This window comes from Cyclobacteriaceae bacterium (genome assembly GCA_025808415.1).
Lineage (GTDB): Bacteria > Bacteroidota > Bacteroidia > Cytophagales > Cyclobacteriaceae > UBA2336.
In genome coordinates, this window is sequence record CP075525.1 from 2115270 (window position 1) to 2134836 (window position 19567).

General features: G+C 42.8%; 18 protein-coding genes. 9 read left to right on the plus strand and 9 right to left on the minus strand.

The genetic code is table 11. The features are described 5' to 3' along the window. Nucleotides 1–33: 33 nt before the first annotated feature. Entirely contained in the window at nt 34–612 is a 579-nt protein-coding gene (locus KIT51_09805; protein UYN85191.1) for a PorT family protein, read from the plus strand. A 57-nt stretch (nt 613–669) separates the two neighbouring features. After that, entirely contained in the window at nt 670–1257 is a 588-nt protein-coding gene (locus KIT51_09810; GenBank protein UYN85192.1) for a PorT family protein, read from the plus strand. Nucleotides 1258–1310: 53 nt separating this feature from the next. Here KIT51_09810 and KIT51_09815 read toward each other — a convergent pair whose 3' ends face one another. The 4 genes from KIT51_09815 to KIT51_09830 all read right to left on the minus strand — a co-directional run bounded on the left by KIT51_09815 (nt 1311) and on the right by KIT51_09830 (nt 5558). Next, nucleotides 1311–2594 carry a tyrosine--tRNA ligase gene (locus KIT51_09815; GenBank protein ID UYN85193.1) on the minus strand — a complete coding sequence of 428 codons (1284 nt, stop codon included), beginning with the start codon at nt 2592–2594 and terminating at the stop codon, nt 1311–1313. A 52-nt stretch (nt 2595–2646) separates the two neighbouring features. Further along, nucleotides 2647–3267, minus strand: a complete 621-nt coding sequence (locus KIT51_09820; protein ID UYN85194.1) for a hypothetical protein — start codon at nt 3265–3267, stop codon at nt 2647–2649. Then, the gene (locus KIT51_09825; protein UYN85195.1) at nt 3264–4814 is read right to left on the minus strand and encodes a SulP family inorganic anion transporter; all 1551 of its coding nucleotides are present in this window, start codon (nt 4812–4814) and stop codon (nt 3264–3266) included. The genes KIT51_09820 and KIT51_09825 overlap by 4 nt, the downstream gene beginning before the upstream one ends. Nucleotides 4815–4907: 93 nt before the next feature. Further along, nucleotides 4908–5558: a carbonic anhydrase gene (locus tag KIT51_09830; protein ID UYN85196.1), complete on the minus strand. Its 651-nt coding sequence runs from the start codon at nt 5556–5558 to the stop codon at nt 4908–4910. 90 nt (nt 5559–5648) lie between these two features. Here KIT51_09830 and KIT51_09835 point away from each other — a divergent pair, with 90 nt between their 5' ends. After that, on the plus strand, nt 5649–6122 hold the full coding sequence (locus KIT51_09835; protein UYN85197.1) for a nucleoside triphosphate pyrophosphohydrolase family protein: 474 nt from the start codon (nt 5649–5651) through the stop codon (nt 6120–6122). Here KIT51_09835 and KIT51_09840 read toward each other — a convergent pair. The 3 genes from KIT51_09840 to KIT51_09850 all read right to left on the minus strand — a co-directional run bounded on the left by KIT51_09840 (nt 6113) and on the right by KIT51_09850 (nt 6949). Then, nucleotides 6113–6340 carry a hypothetical protein gene (locus KIT51_09840; protein ID UYN85198.1) on the minus strand — a complete coding sequence of 76 codons (228 nt, stop codon included), beginning with the start codon at nt 6338–6340 and terminating at the stop codon, nt 6113–6115. The two genes, KIT51_09835 and KIT51_09840, sit on opposite strands and share 10 nt — an antisense overlap. After that, the gene (locus KIT51_09845) at nt 6340–6588 is read right to left on the minus strand and encodes a hypothetical protein (GenBank protein UYN85199.1); all 249 of its coding nucleotides are present in this window, start codon (nt 6586–6588) and stop codon (nt 6340–6342) included. The genes KIT51_09840 and KIT51_09845 overlap by 1 nt, the downstream gene beginning before the upstream one ends. Before the next feature lie 214 nt (nt 6589–6802). Then, entirely contained in the window at nt 6803–6949 is a 147-nt protein-coding gene (locus KIT51_09850; GenBank protein UYN85200.1) for a hypothetical protein, read from the minus strand. A 141-nt stretch (nt 6950–7090) separates the two neighbouring features. Here KIT51_09850 and KIT51_09855 point away from each other — a divergent pair, with 141 nt between their 5' ends. Both KIT51_09855 and KIT51_09860 read left to right on the plus strand, forming a co-directional pair. Next, nucleotides 7091–7930 carry a hypothetical protein gene (locus KIT51_09855; protein UYN88553.1) on the plus strand — a complete coding sequence of 280 codons (840 nt, stop codon included), beginning with the start codon at nt 7091–7093 and terminating at the stop codon, nt 7928–7930. A 56-nt stretch (nt 7931–7986) separates the two neighbouring features. Then, on the plus strand, nt 7987–10014 hold the full coding sequence (locus KIT51_09860; protein UYN85201.1) for a carboxy terminal-processing peptidase: 2028 nt from the start codon (nt 7987–7989) through the stop codon (nt 10012–10014). Nucleotides 10015–10061: 47 nt separating this feature from the next. Here the strand turns inward: KIT51_09860 and KIT51_09865 are convergent, their stop codons facing one another. Next, nucleotides 10062–13154 carry a hypothetical protein gene (locus KIT51_09865; GenBank protein ID UYN85202.1) on the minus strand — a complete coding sequence of 1031 codons (3093 nt, stop codon included), beginning with the start codon at nt 13152–13154 and terminating at the stop codon, nt 10062–10064. Nucleotides 13155–13245: 91 nt separating this feature from the next. Further along, nucleotides 13246–13992, minus strand: a complete 747-nt coding sequence (locus KIT51_09870) for an outer membrane lipoprotein-sorting protein (GenBank protein ID UYN85203.1) — start codon at nt 13990–13992, stop codon at nt 13246–13248. Between the two features lie 177 nt (nt 13993–14169). On the opposite strand from KIT51_09870, the gene KIT51_09875 reads away from it, so the two are divergent. From KIT51_09875 to KIT51_09890, 4 genes are all read left to right on the plus strand, one after another. Continuing rightward, nucleotides 14170–17259 (plus strand): ATP-binding cassette domain-containing protein, encoded by a 3090-nt coding sequence (locus tag KIT51_09875; protein UYN85204.1) that lies wholly within the window; start codon nt 14170–14172, stop codon nt 17257–17259. Nucleotides 17260–17399: 140 nt separating this feature from the next. Further along, the gene (locus KIT51_09880) at nt 17400–17825 is read left to right on the plus strand and encodes a hypothetical protein (GenBank protein ID UYN85205.1); all 426 of its coding nucleotides are present in this window, start codon (nt 17400–17402) and stop codon (nt 17823–17825) included. A 72-nt stretch (nt 17826–17897) separates the two neighbouring features. Beyond that, nucleotides 17898–18800 (plus strand): histone deacetylase, encoded by a 903-nt coding sequence (locus tag KIT51_09885; GenBank protein ID UYN85206.1) that lies wholly within the window; start codon nt 17898–17900, stop codon nt 18798–18800. Nucleotides 18801–18803: 3 nt separating this feature from the next. Continuing rightward, the gene (locus tag KIT51_09890; protein ID UYN85207.1) at nt 18804–19541 is read left to right on the plus strand and encodes a DUF4184 family protein; all 738 of its coding nucleotides are present in this window, start codon (nt 18804–18806) and stop codon (nt 19539–19541) included. The last annotated feature ends 26 nt before the right edge of the window (nt 19542–19567 follow it).

Sequence of the window (19567 nt, forward strand, 5' to 3'; positions counted from 1 at the left end):
TCTAAAAAGAAAAGTCTTAAACCCTTAATTCATATGAAAAAAGTAAATTTAGTAGTAGCATTTATGGTATTGTTTTCTGCCACTGCGTTTTCACAAGCCCAGTTTGCCCTGGGTGTAAAAGGCGGCTTGAACTTTGCAAAGTTTGATGTTAACGATTTTGGTGGGAGTGTAAAGAACAAAACCGGTTTTCATGGTGGTGCTTTTGCGTTGATCAAACTTTCAAAGATTGGTATTCAACCCGAATTGATTTTCTCTCAACAGGGGTCAAAGTTTCGCTTCAATGCCGATGAGGGAGAAGGTAATTTTGATTACATCAACATACCGGTAATGTTGAAATTGTACACCATTGCAGGTATCAACTTACAGGTTGGTCCTCAGTTCGGATTCTTGAGCAAAGCAGAAATTGATGGCAACAATGTAAAGGACAGCTTTAAAGGTTCTGACCTTAGTCTGGGCATCGGTGCCGGTTGGGATTTGCCATTTGGTTTGACCATTGATGCACGCTACAATTTGGGGCTTTCAAAAATTGAAGATGATCCTTCTTTTGATGCGGTAAAAAACCAAGTGCTACAGGTATCCCTGGGTTACAAACTCATAAAGTTAGGCAAGTAGGAATTTGGTGATTAAAGTTTTTATTTACATCTTTAGTAATAACAAAACTTAAAAATCATGAAAAAAATAATTGCAGTTGCCAGTCTTGTTTGTATAACTTTTCTCAGTTATTCGCAAATTGAGGGTGGGGTTAAGTTTGGTGTTAATATTGCTAACCAAAAGATTGATGTTGAAGGTTTCAATTTTTCACCTGATTCAAAGCTCGCCTTTCATGTTGGAGGATATTTGAATTTGCCTTTTGGTGGCTCCTTCTCTGTTCAGCCTGAGCTATTGTTTAATAGCGTTGGTTTTAAGGTGGAAAGTGGTGGAGATACTTACAAGGAAACCTGGAACTATGTTGCAGTTCCAGTTATGTTGCGGTACAATATTAACGACATGATTAATCTTCATGTTGGTCCACAGTTTAGTTTTTTAATGAATGCTAAAGGTGAGTTCGATGGTAATTCTGAGGACATTGAGGATACTCAATCATTAGAAGTTGCTGCTGGATTTGGTTTAGGGATTAACTTGCCGATGGGTTTAAACCTTTCGGCTCGCTACGTACTAGGCCTCTCAAATGTATATGATTTGGATAATAATGATGGAAAAATCACGAATAATGTTTTCCAGATATCAGCAGGTTACAGATTGTTTGGTAAAAAATAAAGTGAGAGCCTGCTGCTTAAAATTTTTAGAAGAGCTGACTTAGTTCGGCTCTTCTAGTTTATTTCAATCAAATAATAATTCTTCTTCCCTTTCTGCGCCAGTATATACCTGTTGTGCAACAAAGATTGCTCTACTTCCTGATTAAAGTCGGTAATCTTTTGCTTGTTCAAACTAACCCCGCCACCCTGTATCATCTTTCGCGCTTCGCCTTTGGAAGCAAAAATCTGGTTGCCTGTAAGCTCAGAAAGCAAGTCGACAATACCCGGCTTTTTTTCCCAAACGGATCGGTTGATTGTTGCCTTGGGTACGCCTTCCATTATAGCCAATAAGGTTTCTTCATCCAGGCTTTCAAGGTCTTCAGTAGTTGAATTTCCAAACAAAATACCGGATGCTTTTACAGCCTGTTCATAGGCTGCTGCGGTGTGGACACGAACGGTTATATCTTTGGCCAGGGCTTGTTGCAGTGCCCGCAAATGTGGTGCGGAGGCATGTTGTTGTACCAACCCTTCAATTTCCGCTTTTGATTTTAGGGTAAATATTTTGATGTAATTGGCCGCGTCTTCATCGGATGTGTTGAGCCAAAACTGATAGAACGCATAAGGCGTTGTTTTTTTTGGATCAAGCCAAACGTTTCCGCCTTCTGTTTTTCCGAATTTGGTTCCGTCTGCTTTTTTAATGAGGGGAGTGGTTAAGGCATAAGCTTCTCCATTGGCTTTTCTCCTGATCAGTTCGGTACCGGTGACAATGTTACCCCACTGATCGGAACCGCCCATCTGTAATTTGCAATTTTTATGGGTGTACAGGTAGTAGAAGTCGTAGCCTTGTACTAACTGATAGCTGAATTCTGTGAACGATAAGCCCGATTCTAAACGGTTTTTTACCGAGTCTTTGGCCATCATGTAATTTACCGTGATGTGTTTGCCAACATCGCGGATAAAATCAAGAAACCGAAAATCTTTAAACCAATCGTAGTTGTTAACCATTTCAGCGCCTGATGTTCCCGCACTAAAGTCGAGGAATTTTTCAAGTTGTTTCTTTACACAGGTAACATTGTGGTGAAGTACCTCCTCAGAAAGCAGGTTTCGTTCAGCCGATTTACCGGATGGATCACCCACCATACCGGTTGCCCCGCCTACAAGGGCAAAGGGTTTATGCCCGCTTTGCTGGAAATGAACGAGTGTCATGATTTGCGCCAGGTGCCCGATATGCAGGGAGTCTGCCGTTGGATCAAAGCCAATGTAACCACCGGTTGGTTCTTTCAGGAGTTGCTCTTCGGTGCCCGGCATAATGTCGTGCAACATGCTCCGCCATCGTAATTCTTCTACAAAATTGTTCATGAAAGCCTTTGCTTTGGCTGCAAATATAACAGAGAGAAGTAAAGTAGGTATTTTAATTTAAGCGATCCGTGTCGATAGGTATGCCTTTATCGACAGACACTACTTCCGTAAAGGAACCGGTATTTAAATCAAAATACCAGCCGTATAATTTAGGGTAAGCACTTAACCGCCAGGCCTTTTTTATGATTTCAAGGTTGCTAAGATTTTTAACCTGCTGCGCAATGTTAAGTTCGGCTAGTCGCCTTTCTTTTTGTTCGTAAGCAAGTAGGTCCAATGTTTCCCGATGTTGTCCGTACAGTGTTCGAAGGTCTGCAAGCCACTCGCGAATAAAGGGTTTTTCTGTTCCCTTTATAACTTCACGAAGGCTACTGCAATGGCTGTAACCGCAAAGTATAATGACTTTTACACGGGCATTTTCCACCGCATCTTCAAGTAATGCCATCAGGCTCAAGTCGTCTTCTTTAACCAGGTTGCCCATGTTACGATAAACCAATACCTGGCCAGGTTCAGTGTTGGTAATTTCGCGGACGGGTATCAGACTATCGGAAGAACCAATCCACAAAATCTCCGGAACATGCATGGATGAAAGCCGCTCAAAATAACCCTTGTCAAGGGCGAGTTTTTCCAACACCCAGGCCTTGCTTTCCAATAATAGTCGTTCGCGTACGGTCATGCTTTAAAAAATGGATTTGCCGCAGTTACAGATTGGTTCAACTCTACCGAAATGTTCCGGCTTAGGGCCGATTGTTGGAATTCCTGTATGGTTTCCAGTATATCATGATCGATAAAGGTTGAACGCACGCCATCAATAATCACATGACTGTTGTTAGGGATTTCGCGCAAGGTGTTTCGAAGTAGCGCCTTGTTTAAAAACGAAACGTCTTTCGTAAGCCGTACGAGGTAACGGTTGCCTTCACGAACACAGAATAAAGCTTTGTGAAAGTTCGTTCGCAACACAAAAATAAGCCCAATGGTCAATCCAATAAAAATACCTTGCAACAAGTTGGTAAGCAAAATGGCCACAATGGTTATCGCAAATGGTATAAATTGTCCCCAACCCTTTTTGAACATGGTAACAATCAGCGATGGCTTTGTTAGTTTGTAACCGGTCATCAATAAGATGGCTGCCAGGCAAGCCAGTGGTATTTTGTTCAGTTGCCCTGGTATTGCAATCACCGTCATCAGTAGCAGCAGCCCATGAACCATGGCAGAGGTTTTTGTTTTCCCTCCTGAATTTACATTGGCCGAGCTTCTTACAATTACCGATGTAATGGGTAACCCGCCCATAAGCCCGCTAAGCATATTGCCAACACCTTGTGCTTTTAACTCGTGGTTCAAGGGGGTCAGGCGTTTATAGGGGTCAAGTTTATCAATGGCATCAATGCTTAATAACGTTTCCAGGCTTGCGACAACGGCAATAGTAACAGCCGCTACCCACACGTTTTGATTGAATAAGGCACTGAAATCCGGATACGTGAATTGATTAAAAAATGAAGCCAGATTTTCGGATACAGGTAATGAAACCAGGTGCCCCGAGGTTACATGAAAGCCAGGAATGGCTACGTTGAATAATTCATTTAACGCAACACCTAAGAATACAACCAACAGTGGGGCGGGTATTACTTTGGCAAACCGGGTATTGCGTATAAACGGCTTTTCCCATAGTATGAGAATACCAATCGATAGCAGGCAGATTATTGCAGCACCCGGTTGGATGACATTTAACGAATATATGAGTTCTGAAAATGTATTCCTTCCATCTTGTTGCAAAAAATCTTCATCGCCAATATAATCGGCATCATAGCCTACTGCATGCGGAATTTGTTTGAGGATAAGGATGAGCCCGATGGCGGCCAACATACCTTTGATTACAGACGAGGGAAAATAATTTCCGATAGTGCCTGCCCGTAAATAACCTAATACCACTTGCAGCACACCGGCCAGTACTACTGCAACCAGAAAAAATTTATAATCTCCAAGCTGGTGGATGGATGCCAATACGATGGTGGTTAACCCTGCAGCCGGCCCACTAATGCTCAAGGCCGATTTGCTGTAAAAGCCAACGGCTATCCCTCCCACGAAACCTGCAATAATACCTGAAAATAGTGGAGCTCCCGAAGCCAGCGCAATGCCAAGGCAAAGCGGCAACGCCACTAAAAATACGACTATTGAAGCCGGTATGTCACTCCTGAAATTATTCAGTGGATGTAAAGGGCCCATTGGTAAATTCTATGTACAATGTTATGAAAAAGGGACTATAACCACAGCACATTAGCTGAAGCTACAGTCCCTTTGGTTGGACCAAATTTCAGGTTATGTCAGTTCAACTCTCTTCGCATTGATTTGATAAATAGAAGATAACTGTGAAGATTTATCCAGGCTTACACCCAGGTCTTTAATAATTCCAGTATGCAGGCTGTACACCCATCCATGTACGATAGGAAGGTTTCGTTCACGCCAGGCATTTTGGATAATGGATGTTTTGGACAAATCAAAAACCTGCTCCATTACGTTTAACTCCACTAATCGGTCAAACCGTGCCTGATCATTTTCAATAGCATCAAGCTCTTTTGCGTGAATCCGGTAAACATCTTTTATATTTCGAAGCCAGTTATCGATTAAACCAAATTGCTGGCTGCCCATGGCCGCCAGTACACCACCACAACCGTAATGCCCGCAAACAATTACATGCCTTACTTTCAACACATTTACGGCATAGTCGAGTACGCTTAACATATTCATATCCGTATGCACTACCATATTGGCAATGTTGCGGTGTACGAAAATTTCTCCGGGTTTGGTACGGGTAATTTCATTGGCTGGAACGCGACTGTCTGAACAACCTATCCACAACACCTGGGGCGATTGGCCCTTCGCCAAGTCGTTAAAGAAGTTTGGATCTTCCCCCAATCTTTCCTCAACCCATTTTTTGTTTCCTTCTAACAGCGATCTGTAAACATCCATAGTTTTTAAGTTAATTGTGGTGATTTCAAAAATACTCAATTTTGCCATTGCAGCAGAATTTTCTTTCTTGAGCCGTTAATACACTTTGCTATGAAACAGCCTGATTCGCTAAACCTTGTTGCCGATTTCCACAGAACCTTTAAACACCCGATTTTAGATGAGCCTGGAATACCCCCAGAGGAGCGTTGTAAACTTCGTGTGGCTTTGATTGCCGAAGAACTAAAGGAACTGGAAGTGGCTATACTTGAAAAGGATATTGTTGAAGTTGCCGATGCACTCTGTGATATCCAATATGTTCTTTCAGGCGCTATACTGGAATTTGGCTTGGCCGAAAAATTCAATGAATTGTTTGAGGAAGTTCAACGCTCAAACATGAGTAAAGCTTGCCTTACAGAAGATGAAGCCAGGGCTACGGTTAAACACTATAAAGCCAAGGATGGGACTGAGTGTTATTATAAGCAGGCGGGTAACAAGTGGCTTGTTTACCGTAAATCAGACAATAAAACGATCAAGTCAATCAACTATTCACCCGCAAACCTGGAGCGGATTTTACATCATACGTAAAATTCGATTTGAAAATCAACCTCATTATTTTTTACAGGCAGTGGATTAAGGGCAACAATGGAAGAATTGTTGAATGCCCGGATAAACTCAGTGCGGCTTATCCTGATTTTGCTTCGGCCGGGCTGAATTTTATGGTATTGCATCCGGCCCGATTTATTGGCTTCGGCCCGGTACACAAGGCTGGCTTGTATCGGAATAGGGGAGGGGATGTAGCGCATTACCGGTAAGTGTTTCCAAATTCCTTTTGAATAAATGCATTCTGCCGGGCATTATACTGTGCCAATAGGGAATATGCCCAGCCCGGTACATAGTTAAAGCGGCTGTTGTACTCCTCAATTTTATTGCACAATTCCTGTACATAAAACCTTATCTGGTCTGCGTTTTTGCAATCGGCTGGCCTTTCAAAATTCCTTACGGTAAAGGATTTCAGTTCAAGCTCTAGTTTTTTGCGTTCAAAGTCGCTCATTATTTTTGTGTATTAATGCACAATATATGTTATTTTTTATGTTAAAATCAATATTAATCGTGCAAAATTGCACAAATTTTTTATGCATGATAAAGTTGTTGTTCGTTTAATTGAATGCCGCAGCACACGGCAGATCGACCTGGATTAAATTAAAATTCCTGTTCAGGAATATAAATACCTGAAAAACAGCTGGTAAGTTGGACCTGTATTAAGTTTATTCAAGGGCATTGATAGTAACCCAATAGCGGTAGGCAACCAATGCTTGTTCCCACTTCTTTAGTTTGCTCAGGTTGCGCTGGCTAAACCTGGGCATAATGTATTTGTTGATTTTGGCAAGGCTTCTAAAAAATAGCTTCTTCATGGTGGCGTTATTTTACCGGCTTAAGTTCAATAGCGATTAATCATTATCTTTAACGCTTTAAGACCACGGCCTTTAACAATTCTACTTAAAGTTATGGAATCTTTGCAATCTGCTACTTTTTTGGACCTGTGGCACTATGCCATGATCGTTGGGGCGATTATTATGGTGACAGTGGGGTTGTTGATATACCTTGTTCACAGCCTGCGGGTTTCGTCCATCCGTGAATATCATCATAAATACGATTACCTGAACAAGCATGAAATAAGGAACTATAAAAAAGTATTCTATTGCTGGGGCGTGGCAGTTGCCTTTGCCATTAATACCTATGGTATGGGCGAAGTTACAGAGGTGGGTATATGGTTTGTCGTGAGGATGTTTATGGCGCTGGCCGGAGGTACATTAGTGGGCTATGTGGCGTATTTGGTATTGGAATATTACTACCCTACCAAACTTGATAAGAAACTTAAACGGTGGCGTTATGCACCACGGATTAACCCTAAAACAGGTAATAAGATGCGCTTGTTAAGCGAAGAAGAGGAGGATGTTCACCTCGATGCGGGAATGATTGCTGAGGAGAATGTGTTTTCAATTGACTACGATGTATGGATTGATGAGAAGAACGGAGACGTGAAGATTGAAAAATATGAAGGCAGGCTACAGGCACTTCAATGCAACAGTTGCGGGTTTTATACCATGCGTGTGGTTAAAGAAGAAGTGACGAAACAACCTGAAGGGTCAGAGCCCGGGGAGTTAGTGAAGAGCTACCAATGCACCTATTGTAAATCGGTGCGGGCTACCTCATTCCGGATATCCACCAAAGAAGCCGATGATTATAAGCGCGATAAGTTCAAGTTCCGCAAGAATAAAAACATTGACCTGGTTAAAGTAGAAGTGCACGCTGTGTCGGGTGAGCGTAAGCATTATGAATTCCAGAATATTGAGCAGGCCCAGAAATTTTTATCCGAATTTGAATCGGAGTAGGCTTTTAGCATATCATTTGCTACCACTTGCACGTATATAAACTAAAAATTGAGCGTATGATGAAGCGTTGGTTGTTGGCTTTAGGGATTTTTGTTGTGAGTTATGGATGGGCTGGCAACACACCTGACTCGGTATTTCAGGTTAAGCCGGTTTACGGCAAGCAAGCCAAAGTAGTGGTTTCGATATTGGAAACAGGGCATTACCGCAAGCTGCCGTTCAATGATTCCCTCTCTTCCGTGGTGCTCGATAGTTATATCTCCAGCCTGGATAACAATAAAATCTATTTTCAGAAGTCCGATATCAATTCGTTTGAAAAATACCGCTATACGCTTGATGACGCCACGCGTGCCGAACGGGTTGATCCTGCTTTTGAGATTTACAAAGTTTTTCAAAAGCGTTTTAAGGAGCGAATGGACTACGTACTGAAATACCTGGTAAAAAAAGACTATGACTATTCGCTGGATGAATATTATGAAACCAATCGCGAGCATGAACCCTGGCCGTCCAACGAAAAGGAGATGAATGAAATATGGACGAAGATCATCAAAAACCAGGCGTTGAGTTTAAAATTGGCAGGTAAGAACAAGGATGAAATCACCGATGCATTGGAAAAACGCTACGAACGGTTTATTAAATCAATGAGTCAAACCACGGCTGATGATATTGTTGGTAGTTATTTAAATGCCATTGCTGAATCATACGATCCGCATACCAACTATTTTTCACCCCGCACGGCCGATGTTTTTAAGCAGAACATGGCGCAGTCATTTGAGGGAATAGGTGCGCGCCTTCAATCTGACAACGATTATACCAAAGTGGCCGAGATTCTTCCCGGTGGACCTGCAGAAAAAAGCAAATTAATCCATGCCAACGACCGGATTGTTGGGGTAGCCCAAGGCGATGGTGAAATGGTGGATGTTATCGGCTGGCGATTGGACGAGGTTGTGAAACTGATTAAAGGACCAAAAGGAACCCGCGTACGGTTAAGCATATTGCCGGCTGAAACAGGGGTAACCGGTCCTCCCGTAGTGATTACACTTGTACGTGACAAAATAAAACTGGAAGACCTTACAGCGAAAAGGAAGGTTGTTGAATACACCAAAGATGGCAAGAACATGAAGTTGGGCGTAATTACCCTGCCCAGCTTTTATATGGATTGGGAGGCCTACCAGAAGGGAGATCCTGATTACAACAGTACCTCAGGCGATGTTAAAAAGCACATTAAGGCAATGCAAGCCGAGGGTATTGATGGCCTGGTGCTTGACCTGCGCAACAACGGTGGCGGCTCATTGAAAGAAGCGATTGACCTTACGGGTTTGTTCATAAAGGGTGGCCCGGTAGTTCAGGTTAAAAATTCCATGAAGCGCACAGAAGTCCTGAATGATGATGACCAATCTATTGTTTACAGTGGCCCCCTGGTGGTATTGATTAATCGCTTCAGCGCATCCGCTTCAGAAATTTTTGCCGGTGCCATACAGGATTACAACCGGGGCATTGTAGTGGGTGAATCTTCATACGGAAAGGGAACTGTACAAACCATGGTTGAGCTTGACCGCTATATTCAGGATAAAGACCCGGCCGGTTCATTAAAGTTAACCATTCAGAAATTTTATCGTGTTACCGGAAGCAGTACCCAGCACAAAGGTGTTATTCCCGACATAAAATTGCCAACGGCACTTGATCCGGAGCAGTTTGGTGAAAGCGCCAGCCCAGGTGCGTTGCCTTGGGATGAAATAAGAAGTGCATTGTACCAAAAAACTCCTTATGTGAACAGCAAAGTATTATCAAGCCTTAATAAATCATACCAGGACAGGCTAAGGAATGATAGTTTCTTAAGCGAGTTCGTAAATCAAACCGAAGAAACCCGAAGGAACATCAATCAAACAAAAGTTTCGCTGAATGAAAATGTGAGGCGAAAAGAGATGGAAGAGGCTGAACGTAAAGTGAGTTCTACACGGCAACCGGGCAACACAGCACTGGACAAAGAAGGCAAGCCTGTTACCAGCATGCTCAACATAAGCGATGAATACCTACGCGAGGGTTTACTGGTACTTACGGATTTGATTACCTCCAAAATCGGATAAAAAAAGCGGGTCTTGAACCCGCTTTTTTTATTTCAATATATTATCTGTTAGGGCAACTTCACAAACTCAGCAAATGGTTTTAATGTAACGGGTTCAATTCCGTTTTTCACCAGCAGGCTTTCAAAACTTTTTCCGTGTTTAGACTTAAGCCCTAAAAAGGTTTCTTTGGCTTTAGCAAAACGGCTTTCCAGTGCTTTCATGTTCTCCAGTTCGGCAGCGGATGGGCCAAAGAAGGAGCCAGCAACTTTTCCGTAAAGCTCACTTAAGTCTTCGCGCAATTGCGGATTGCCCGCACCCACATAATTATCGCCTGTTGTAATCAGTAATGTTTCCTTGAGCTTGAGCAATCCATTTTCGAAGGTTGCATTGCTTTTTGCGGCAGCGGGATTTTTGGATTTTAGTTTATCGCATGTGGCAAGCAACTCATCCAGTTCATAAACCAGGTAAGCCAGGTCTTCCGTCATGGCAAATAGCTGGCGTGTAGTTTTTTGTTGCAATTCCCTGTCGGCTACAGTTACTGATGAAGAAGGGGGGTATTGTATAACCAGGTCTGTGGTATAGGTATCTTTTCCCTTCTGTATAACTACTTTGTAAGTTCCTGCTGCGGCACGCGGAGAGGTGAAACCACCGAATACAAAGGTTTTACCTACTGCTGTTTTAGGGGCTTTTGTAGTGTAGTTCCATTCAATAACATTTATCCCTTTGGATTTTCCTGCCGTGAGTTCGGTTACCAGATTCCCATCCTTATCCTGGATTTCCAATGTCATTTTACCGATGGTATGCCGCTTTTTCAAGTAATAAATAATTTTGGCAGCCTGGCTTGCATTAGGGCCCACAAATTGGGTTTCTCCCGCTGTTCCGCCAAACCCATTGGACTCCGGTATGATGGAGGGCTTGCGTGAGAAGTAGTGGAGTTCTTTATTTAATGCCTCTTCGGTGAGTTCACGTAACGGGCTGATGTCATCGATAATGATTACCCCACGTCCGTGTGTTCCCAGGACCAGGTCGTTTGTTTTTTTATGCAAGTCAATAAAATGCACGGAAACCGCGGGAACATTATTGGTGAATTTCATCCAGGTCTTGCCGCCATCCAGGGTAATGTAAAGGCCAAGTTCTGTTCCAAGGAACAACAGATTTTCGTTTTTATAATCCTCTTGTATGTTCCGTACAAAGGATGTTACATCGGCACTGATAATCGACTTCCAGGTTGTGCCGAAATCTGTTGTTTTGTAGGCATAGGGTTTCATATCGCCTTGCTGATACCCCGTGAACACGGCATAGGCGTTTCCCTTACCAAATACGCTGGCTTCGATGTGCCAGCACGATGTGTTTTTAGGCAATCCGGGTATGTTCGGGGTAACGTTTTTCCAGGTTTTGCCACCATCGCGGGTAACTTGCACATTGCCGTCATCGGTACCGGCCCAGATTACATTTTCGTCAAGCGGTGATTCGGTAATGGTAAAAATGGTACAATGATTTTCGGCACCTGAGTTATCTTTTGAAAGCCCACCCGAATCACCTGCATTGATTTTGTTCTTGTCATTGGTGGTCAGGTCGGGCGATATCTTTACCCAGGTATCGCCCATGTCTTCTGAGCGGTGAACAAACTGACTTCCCATATAAAAGCGATCGGGTTGGTGTACACTTATCGCCATGGGAGCGTTCCAATTAAACCGAAGGCGAGGATCACCGGGGGCAGCCAGGGGTTGAATGGTTTTATGGAGGTTCTTAACCGGATCGTAACGCCAAACGTTCTGGGCACCTTGCATTTCGGAATAGATGATTTTTTTGGTTGGATGACGGAGAACACGATAGCCATCACCAACACCCACCACATTCCAGTCGCGTGCCTCTACGCCACCAGGTGATGATGATGGGCCATACCACGATCCGTTGTCTTGCAACCCGCCATAAACATGGTAGGGTTCTTCATCATCAACACTGATCTGGTAAAATTGCGATACCGGCAGGTTTTCCACTATTTCCATAGTAGTGCCGCCATCCCATGAGCGGTAAATACCACCATCGGTACCGGCATACATCCGGTCTGAATGATTGATGTCAAAAATGATGTCGTGAATATCCGCATGCATGGGGCCAAGGTTCTTAAATGTTTTACCCCCATCACGCGAAATAGACCCTGATAACCCGGCTTTAACCACTACATCAGGATTTTTAGGGTCAACAACAATTCTTGAAAAGTAAAAAGGGCGTACCACCAACCCAAAATCCCCGTTAATGTGTTTCCAGGATGCGCCTGAATCATCGCTTCGGTAAAGGCCTTTGTCTTTATCTTGTTCAGTCTCTAAGACAGCATATACAATGGCCGTATTGGAAGGGGCCAGGCCAATAGCAATTCGACCTAATTTTCCTTTTGGGAAACCATTGTGGATTTTATTCCAGGTTTTGCCTGCATCGGTGCTTTTGTAAAGCGCGCTATTGATGCCACCCGAGTTGAAAGACCAGGGGGTTCTGCGAAACTCCCAGAAGGATGCATAAACCACATTGGGATTGTTTGGGTCAATAACCAGGTCGCTGCAACCGGTAGTTTCATTTACATAGAGGATTTTTTGCCAAGTACTTCCACCGTCTGAAGATTTATAGAGCCCTCTTTCCTGGCTGTCGCTCCATAATGCACCCATTACGGCAACATATACTTCATTTGGATTTTTTGGGTTAACCTGTATGCCCGCGATCCTTTCGGATTTCTCTAACCCCACTAATTTCCAGGTGCTGCCACCATCCATCGATTTATACAGGCCATCACCTATTGAAACACTGTTTCGTGTCCAGGTTTCACCGGTACCAACCCACACGGTTTCAGGTTGTGAAGGATCAACGGCAACCGCTCCAATGGATTGGCAATAGTCGTCAAAAATTGAATTAAACGTTGCGCCACCGTTGTTACTCTTCCAAACCCCACCACCCGCGGTACCGGCATAGATTATCCGGTTATTGGTTGGATGGGGCTCCAGGTCTGTAATACGGCCGCTCATGATTGCGGGGCCTATATGCCGGGCTTTCAGGTCACCAAAAAGTTCTTTGCCGCGGGTAACTGCATCTTGTGCCGCTGTTTGCTGACTAATGACGATCAATAGGATTAATGCAATAGTGTTAGTTACTTGAAATATTTTTTTCATAGACCATAGAATGTGAATTGAGAAATAGTGTAAAGTGCAGTGTAAAAAAAAGGCTATGCAACGAGCATAGCCTTTTTACGATCTTTAATCATTAATTTCCGGATGGAAATTCAAAAGCTTTATTTTCCACTTTAGGGTTTAGCTCAATTTTTGTAATCACCAGGGGTTGCGAACCCATGCCTTTAACACCTTGTGCCATTGAAAAGGGGAAGAGCAGTCCATCCACTTCCTGGTAGTCGCTCATGGTAGTTTGTGTAACCATTCCTTTTCCTTGACCACTTTTAATTTCTTGTTCCACCATCAGGGTAACGTAATTATCAGTATCGATGTAGTAGAAAGCTATATTATCTTCTTTTTTACCATCAACTGAAAGTGGTTTTCTTGTCAGTTTCAGTTTGAATGTTTCTGATCCATCTACTGTCTCCTTACCAACAAGTTCAACTTTATAACCTTTGGCTTTGTAGTTAAGGAATGGGTCAGGGAAATCACCAATGTTTAATTTAAAATTTTCAGTAGTCTCGGCATCACTTTTTTCAGGCTTCATGGTCATGAAGTTGGTTGACCATAAAGACGTTCCATCATAAACGTTTTGCCATCCGGTCATTCCCTGCACGCTAAAAGAAGTATATTGTCTTCCATCAGCGAGGCTTACAATCTCAAGGGGGATTTCCATGCCTCCCTGATTAACTTTGGCGGTCATTTTAATTCCCTTCAGGTTTTGAAGTTTAGATTTTCCGCCCATAGCCTCAAAATATTTTTCCAGTATCTGGTCAACGTTTTGGGCCTGTAGGTTGGCGGCAAATAAGATTAAAAGGGTAAAGAGTAGTCTGCTTTTCATACGCGTTTTAGTTGTTTGTTAAAATTAGTCGGGGTTAACCTTTTGTGATTACAGTACTTAACAAATTTATAAGGTTTCCGTTTGAGACAATGTCATCCTCTTCCTGATTCCGCTAATTTCTGCAATTTAATAGCTATTTTTAGCCGAAATGATGGTTAATCCAAGCCTTGCCTTTGTATGAGTGAAGAACTGCTAAAAGCTGTTATTCAACTTTTTGCCATTGTAGCCCGCGAACGGATTACGGATGACGAGCGCAACAACATCAAGGAATTCCTGGGGTTGCACCTGAACCGCGATGCCATAAAATACTACCTCAATTTGTTCGATGAGTTTTGTAAGAACCACAAGATCGATTCGGAGCAGGACCTGAGTTCATTGGATGAAGACACCGTTCAGTTTGTAGATGACTGGGCGAAGATCATGCAGATCAGCAAGCAGGTAAACCAGGCGCTTACCATGCAACAAAAGTTAGTGCTGATCATTAAAATTATTGAGTTGATTTATGCTGACGGTGAAATCTCTGAGCGCCAGGAAAATCTTGTATACTACATTGGCCAGGCGCTTAAAGTACCCCGGCAGGATATTAATGAACTGCGCAATTTTGTGGCCGGCCAGGATATAGATGAGCTGGCATCAAAGAATGTACTGGTGATTGATGAGGGGTATGACGATGTACCTTACCCCGGGCCGCGTATTGTAGAAAAAAACCTTACGGGGCTTATTGCAATCCTTAAATTATCCGATTCGTACTTCATCAAATACCTGGGTATTTCGGTTGTATACCTGAACAGCATTTTATTAAAAAGCCGCAAGATTGATGTTTTTCCTACCGGCAGCACCATTCGTGGGGATAAGATTGACCCCATTTACTATAGCGACATCATCGGCAAATTCCTGGTAGGGGCGAACCAGCAAAAGTTAACCTTTACCTGCGATCATATATTTTATCATTTTAAATCCGGTAAAGCCGGTCTTCAAAATATCAATATTGCCGAAAATGGCGGTAAGCTTATTGGTATTATGGGGGCCAGTGGCTCGGGCAAGTCAACCTTGCTTAACGTTTTAAACGGAACCGAAAAACCTTCCAGTGGTCGGGTGCGCATCAATGGCATTGATATTCATGAAAATCCGGAGAAAGTACAGGGCGTGATCGGGTACATTCCGCAGGATGATTTGCTGATGGAAGACCTTACCGTGTTTGAAAACCTGTACTATGCCGCGCGCCTTTGTTTCGGCCAAACCGCTAAAGAAGAATGTGCGGAGAAAGTTGAAAAGCTTTTGGTGCAATTGGGTTTAAGCGAAATAAGAAACCTGAAGGTTGGTTCAGCTTTGCAAAAAACAATCAGTGGCGGCCAGCGCAAGCGGTTAAATATCGGGCTTGAATTGCTTCGCGAACCTACCATTTTATTTGTGGATGAGCCCACATCCGGCCTGTCATCGCGCGACAGCGAAAACATTATGGACCTGCTAAAGGAACTTGCCTTACGCGGTAAAATGGTGTTTGTGGTTATTCACCAGCCATCGTCCGACATCTTTAAGATGTTTGACACGTTGCTGATCCTGGATGTTGGAGGCTTTCAGATATATTATGGTAACCCGGTTGAAGCGGTTATTTACTTTCGTGATATCATCAATGCGGCCAATAAGACACAGGGTGCATGTCCGGAGTGTGGTAATATTAACCCCGAACAGGTTTTTAATATTATTGAAACCAAAGTTGTAAATGAGTACGGAAGGCTTACCAACACACGAAAAATTTCTGCCGGGCAATGGTATCAGTATTTTAAACAGAAGCTGAAAATACCGAAGGTTGAGCATGTAAACGATCCGTTGCCGATTACACAGAAAATAGCCAATCGGCTGCATCAATTTAAAATATTTGCTATCCGCGATACATTATCCAAGTTATCCAACACTCAATACCTGTATATTAATTTGCTTGAGGCTCCGGTGCTGGCATTCTTTATCAGCTTTATGGTAAAGTATTATAACGTGGTAACGCGTGAAAACGGGGCTTATACTTTTTATGAGAACCAGAATATTCCGGTTTTCTTTTTTATGAGTGTAGTGGTAGCCTTGTTTTTTGGATTGACGTTAAGTGCAGAAGAAATTTTTAAAGACCGTAAAATACTTAAGCGCGAGCAGTTTCTGCACCTTAGCCGTACGGGTTATCTTTTTTCAAAGATAGCAGTGCTGTTTACCATTTCTGCATTTCAAACTTTCTTGTTCATCCTTGTCGGGCATTTTGTGCTGGAGATACCCTTAACGGAGGTTCGGTATTGGCTGATCTTATTTAGTGTTGCTTGTTTTGCAAACGTGTTGGGGTTGAATATATCAGCTTCCTTTAATAGTGCTGTTACGATCTATATTTTAATACCCATATTGATAATACCTCAACTGCTGTTGAGCGGAGTAGTAATTGAGTTTGATAAGTTTAACCCCAGGGTTACCAAGCCTATTGGTGTGCCGCTTATGGGTAATATTATGGCCTCGCGTTGGGCATTTGAGGCATACATGGTTACCCAGTACAAGGATAACCCGTTTGAAAAACAATTTTATGAATTGGATAAAATAGTTGCGCAATCGGAGTATAAACGAATCTATTTAATACCCGAGCTGGAATCAAAATTATCGTATTGTATGGTTAACAGGGCGCAATGGCGAAATGTTAATCACCAGGGTATTAAAAATTCACTATTAATTCTGCAAAATGAAATTACCAACGAGCTGACCCAGATTGGCGGAAGTAGTTTTGACGATTTGAATAAACTGGCGGTGGGCCGGTTTGACTCAACAGTATACGTGAGCACGCAGCAATTTTTGTCAACCATTAAAAATGTTTACCTGTTGAGACAAAACAAAGCCATGAAAGAATTAGAGTTATTGAAGGAATCCATGACCGATACTCCTCAAAAACGTGCTGCCTACGACAAGATGAGGAACACGTATCAAAACAAATCAGTAGCCGATGCTGTAAGGAATATCAATACCATGCATCGGATTGTTGAATATGACGGAAAGCTTATCCAGAAGCTTTACCCCATATACATGGATGAGCACAAGCCGCGCTATTGGTTTGATTTTTCGGCCAACCTGTACCAACCTACCAAGCATTTTGCAGGGTACACTATAGATACACTGTACTTTAACATCGCGGTGATCTGGAGCATGACCTTAGCGTTCTATGTTCTGTTGTATTTCGATGGTTTGAGAAAGGTTATACAAATGATTGAGAACAGGCGATACCGCAGGGTGGACAAGAGTTGACCAGGAGGCTGAAGGGGTGCCGAAAGCGGGCGCACTTTATGCAATCTTGAGTGACATAAATCATTTGAATGGTTAAGGCCGGTTTGGTCATATTTTTTATTTTTGCGCGCACTAAAACACTTACAAAAATGAAAAATGATATGTTTAGGTATTTAACCCTTTTAGTTTTCGTGGTTATTGCGGCCTGCACCACAAAAAAGGAAGCTGAGGCTACTGTGGCTGATGAAGAGTGGCCGTTGATGGATGAATTTCACATGGTGATGGCGGAAAGTTTCCACCCCTTTAAAGATTCGGCCAACATTGCACCGGCCATTGCCCATGCGGCTGAAATGGCAGCGCTCGCAGAAAAATGGAGCAATGCAGAACTTCCGTCAAAAGTTAATAACGATGAGGTTAAAACTAATTTGCAAACCTTGAAAACCGAAACAGCTGCTTTTGCTGAGTTGGTTCAAGGTGGCGATGAAGCCGCCATTGGCGCAGCCCTTAAGGACCTGCACGATTTATTCCATAAGTTGCAGGATGCCTGGTACCATGGCGAACATGGAGGGCATGGACATAAGCATTAATTCCTTTAAACTTAACATAAGGCACCACGCGGGTATTCCCCGTGGTGCTTTATTATTTGTTACGTTGCAACAATGTTAAAAATTGCCTGGGGCCCGTCTTACGTTTTGCCACTTCCACCCAATCATCGGTTTCCGATGAGTAAATATGAAGTATTGCCTCAGCAGTTGTTATACGAAGGCACTGTTAAACCTGGAAATTTTTTTACCCCCGAACCCGTTGATGAACGCTGGATTGTACGCACACACGATGATGCTTACTGGAAGAAATTAGCTTCGCAAAGATTATCGCCACAGGAAATACGCAGGACTGGATTTCCGTTATCACCGGAGTTGGTGAAACGGGAGGTAACCATAATGCAAGGGACACTGCAATGCACACACTATGCGCTTCAATATGGTGTTGCCATGAACATTGCAGGTGGTACACATCATGCTTTTACAAACAAGGGTGAGGGATTTTGTTTGTTGAATGATATAGCCATTGCGTCAAACTATTTGCTCGACAATGAATTGGCAAAACAAATTCTGGTAGTAGACCTTGATGTTCACCAGGGAAACGGCACGGCACAAATATTCCGGAACGAACCCCGTGTTTTCACCTTTAGCATGCATGGCGCTAACAACTATCCACTGCTTAAAGAAAATTCAGACCTGGATATTGGTTTGCCCGATCGTACGAATGATGCTTTCTATTTGAAAACACTTGACACTAACCTTAAAAACTTGCTGGATACGGTTCAACCCGATTTCCTTTTCTTTCAATCGGGTGTGGATATTTTGGATACCGATAAGTTGGGAAAACTTTCTGTTACACGCGAAGGATGCAAACAACGCGACCGGATTGTATTGGAAGCTGCCAAACAAAATAACATTCCTCTGGTGGCGAGTATGGGCGGGGGATATTCCGAGAACTTTCGTGATATTATTGAGGCGCATGCCAACACCTACCGGTTAGCCCAGGAAATTTTCTTTTGAGCAATGCCTTTTACTTTTTCACATCCAGCCATTATTCTTCCGTTTGCCAAAATCAGGTCGGCTTATATTTCTATGTCGTGCCTGGTGGTGGGCAGCATGACTCCCGATTTTCAATATTTTCTTCAAATGAAATTGAAAGGTAAGATCAGCCACACCTGGCATGGCGCTTTCATGGTTGATCTTCCCATCGCTTTAATGCTGATATTTATTTTTCACCAAATCGTAAAAAGACCATTGATTGAAAATTTGCCAACCTATTTTCAATCACGCTTAATGGATTTGTACGCGTTGGATTTTACTCAGGCCTTCCGCAAAAACTATGTTGGCTATTTATTGTGTTTGCAGATAGGGATTTTATCGCATGTCTTTTGGGATAGCTTCACACATTCCAATGCCTACTTTGTCGATCATATGGAGTTTCTGACATGGAGGGTTGAGTATGAAGGCATACCCGACAAACCTCTTTACCGGTATGTTCAACACATCAGCACAGTGATTGGTGCTATCATTATCGGGGTATTTTTTCATTTCCTTCCAGCTCGTATCAATACTTTTTCAATCAATTGGCGTTACTGGTTTTTTGTGTTGTTGTTCTTTGCCGTTTCCTTTTTGATCCGCTGGGTATTCGGCTTCCGTTTTTTTGGTGACTTTGTTGTTGCATTCTTGAGTTGCATTTTTCTTGGATTCATTTTAGCAGGAATAGCCTTTCATCCGTCTGTAAAACGTTTGCTCAGTCAGTAGTTTTTTAACCTGTTTTGCTGTAAATA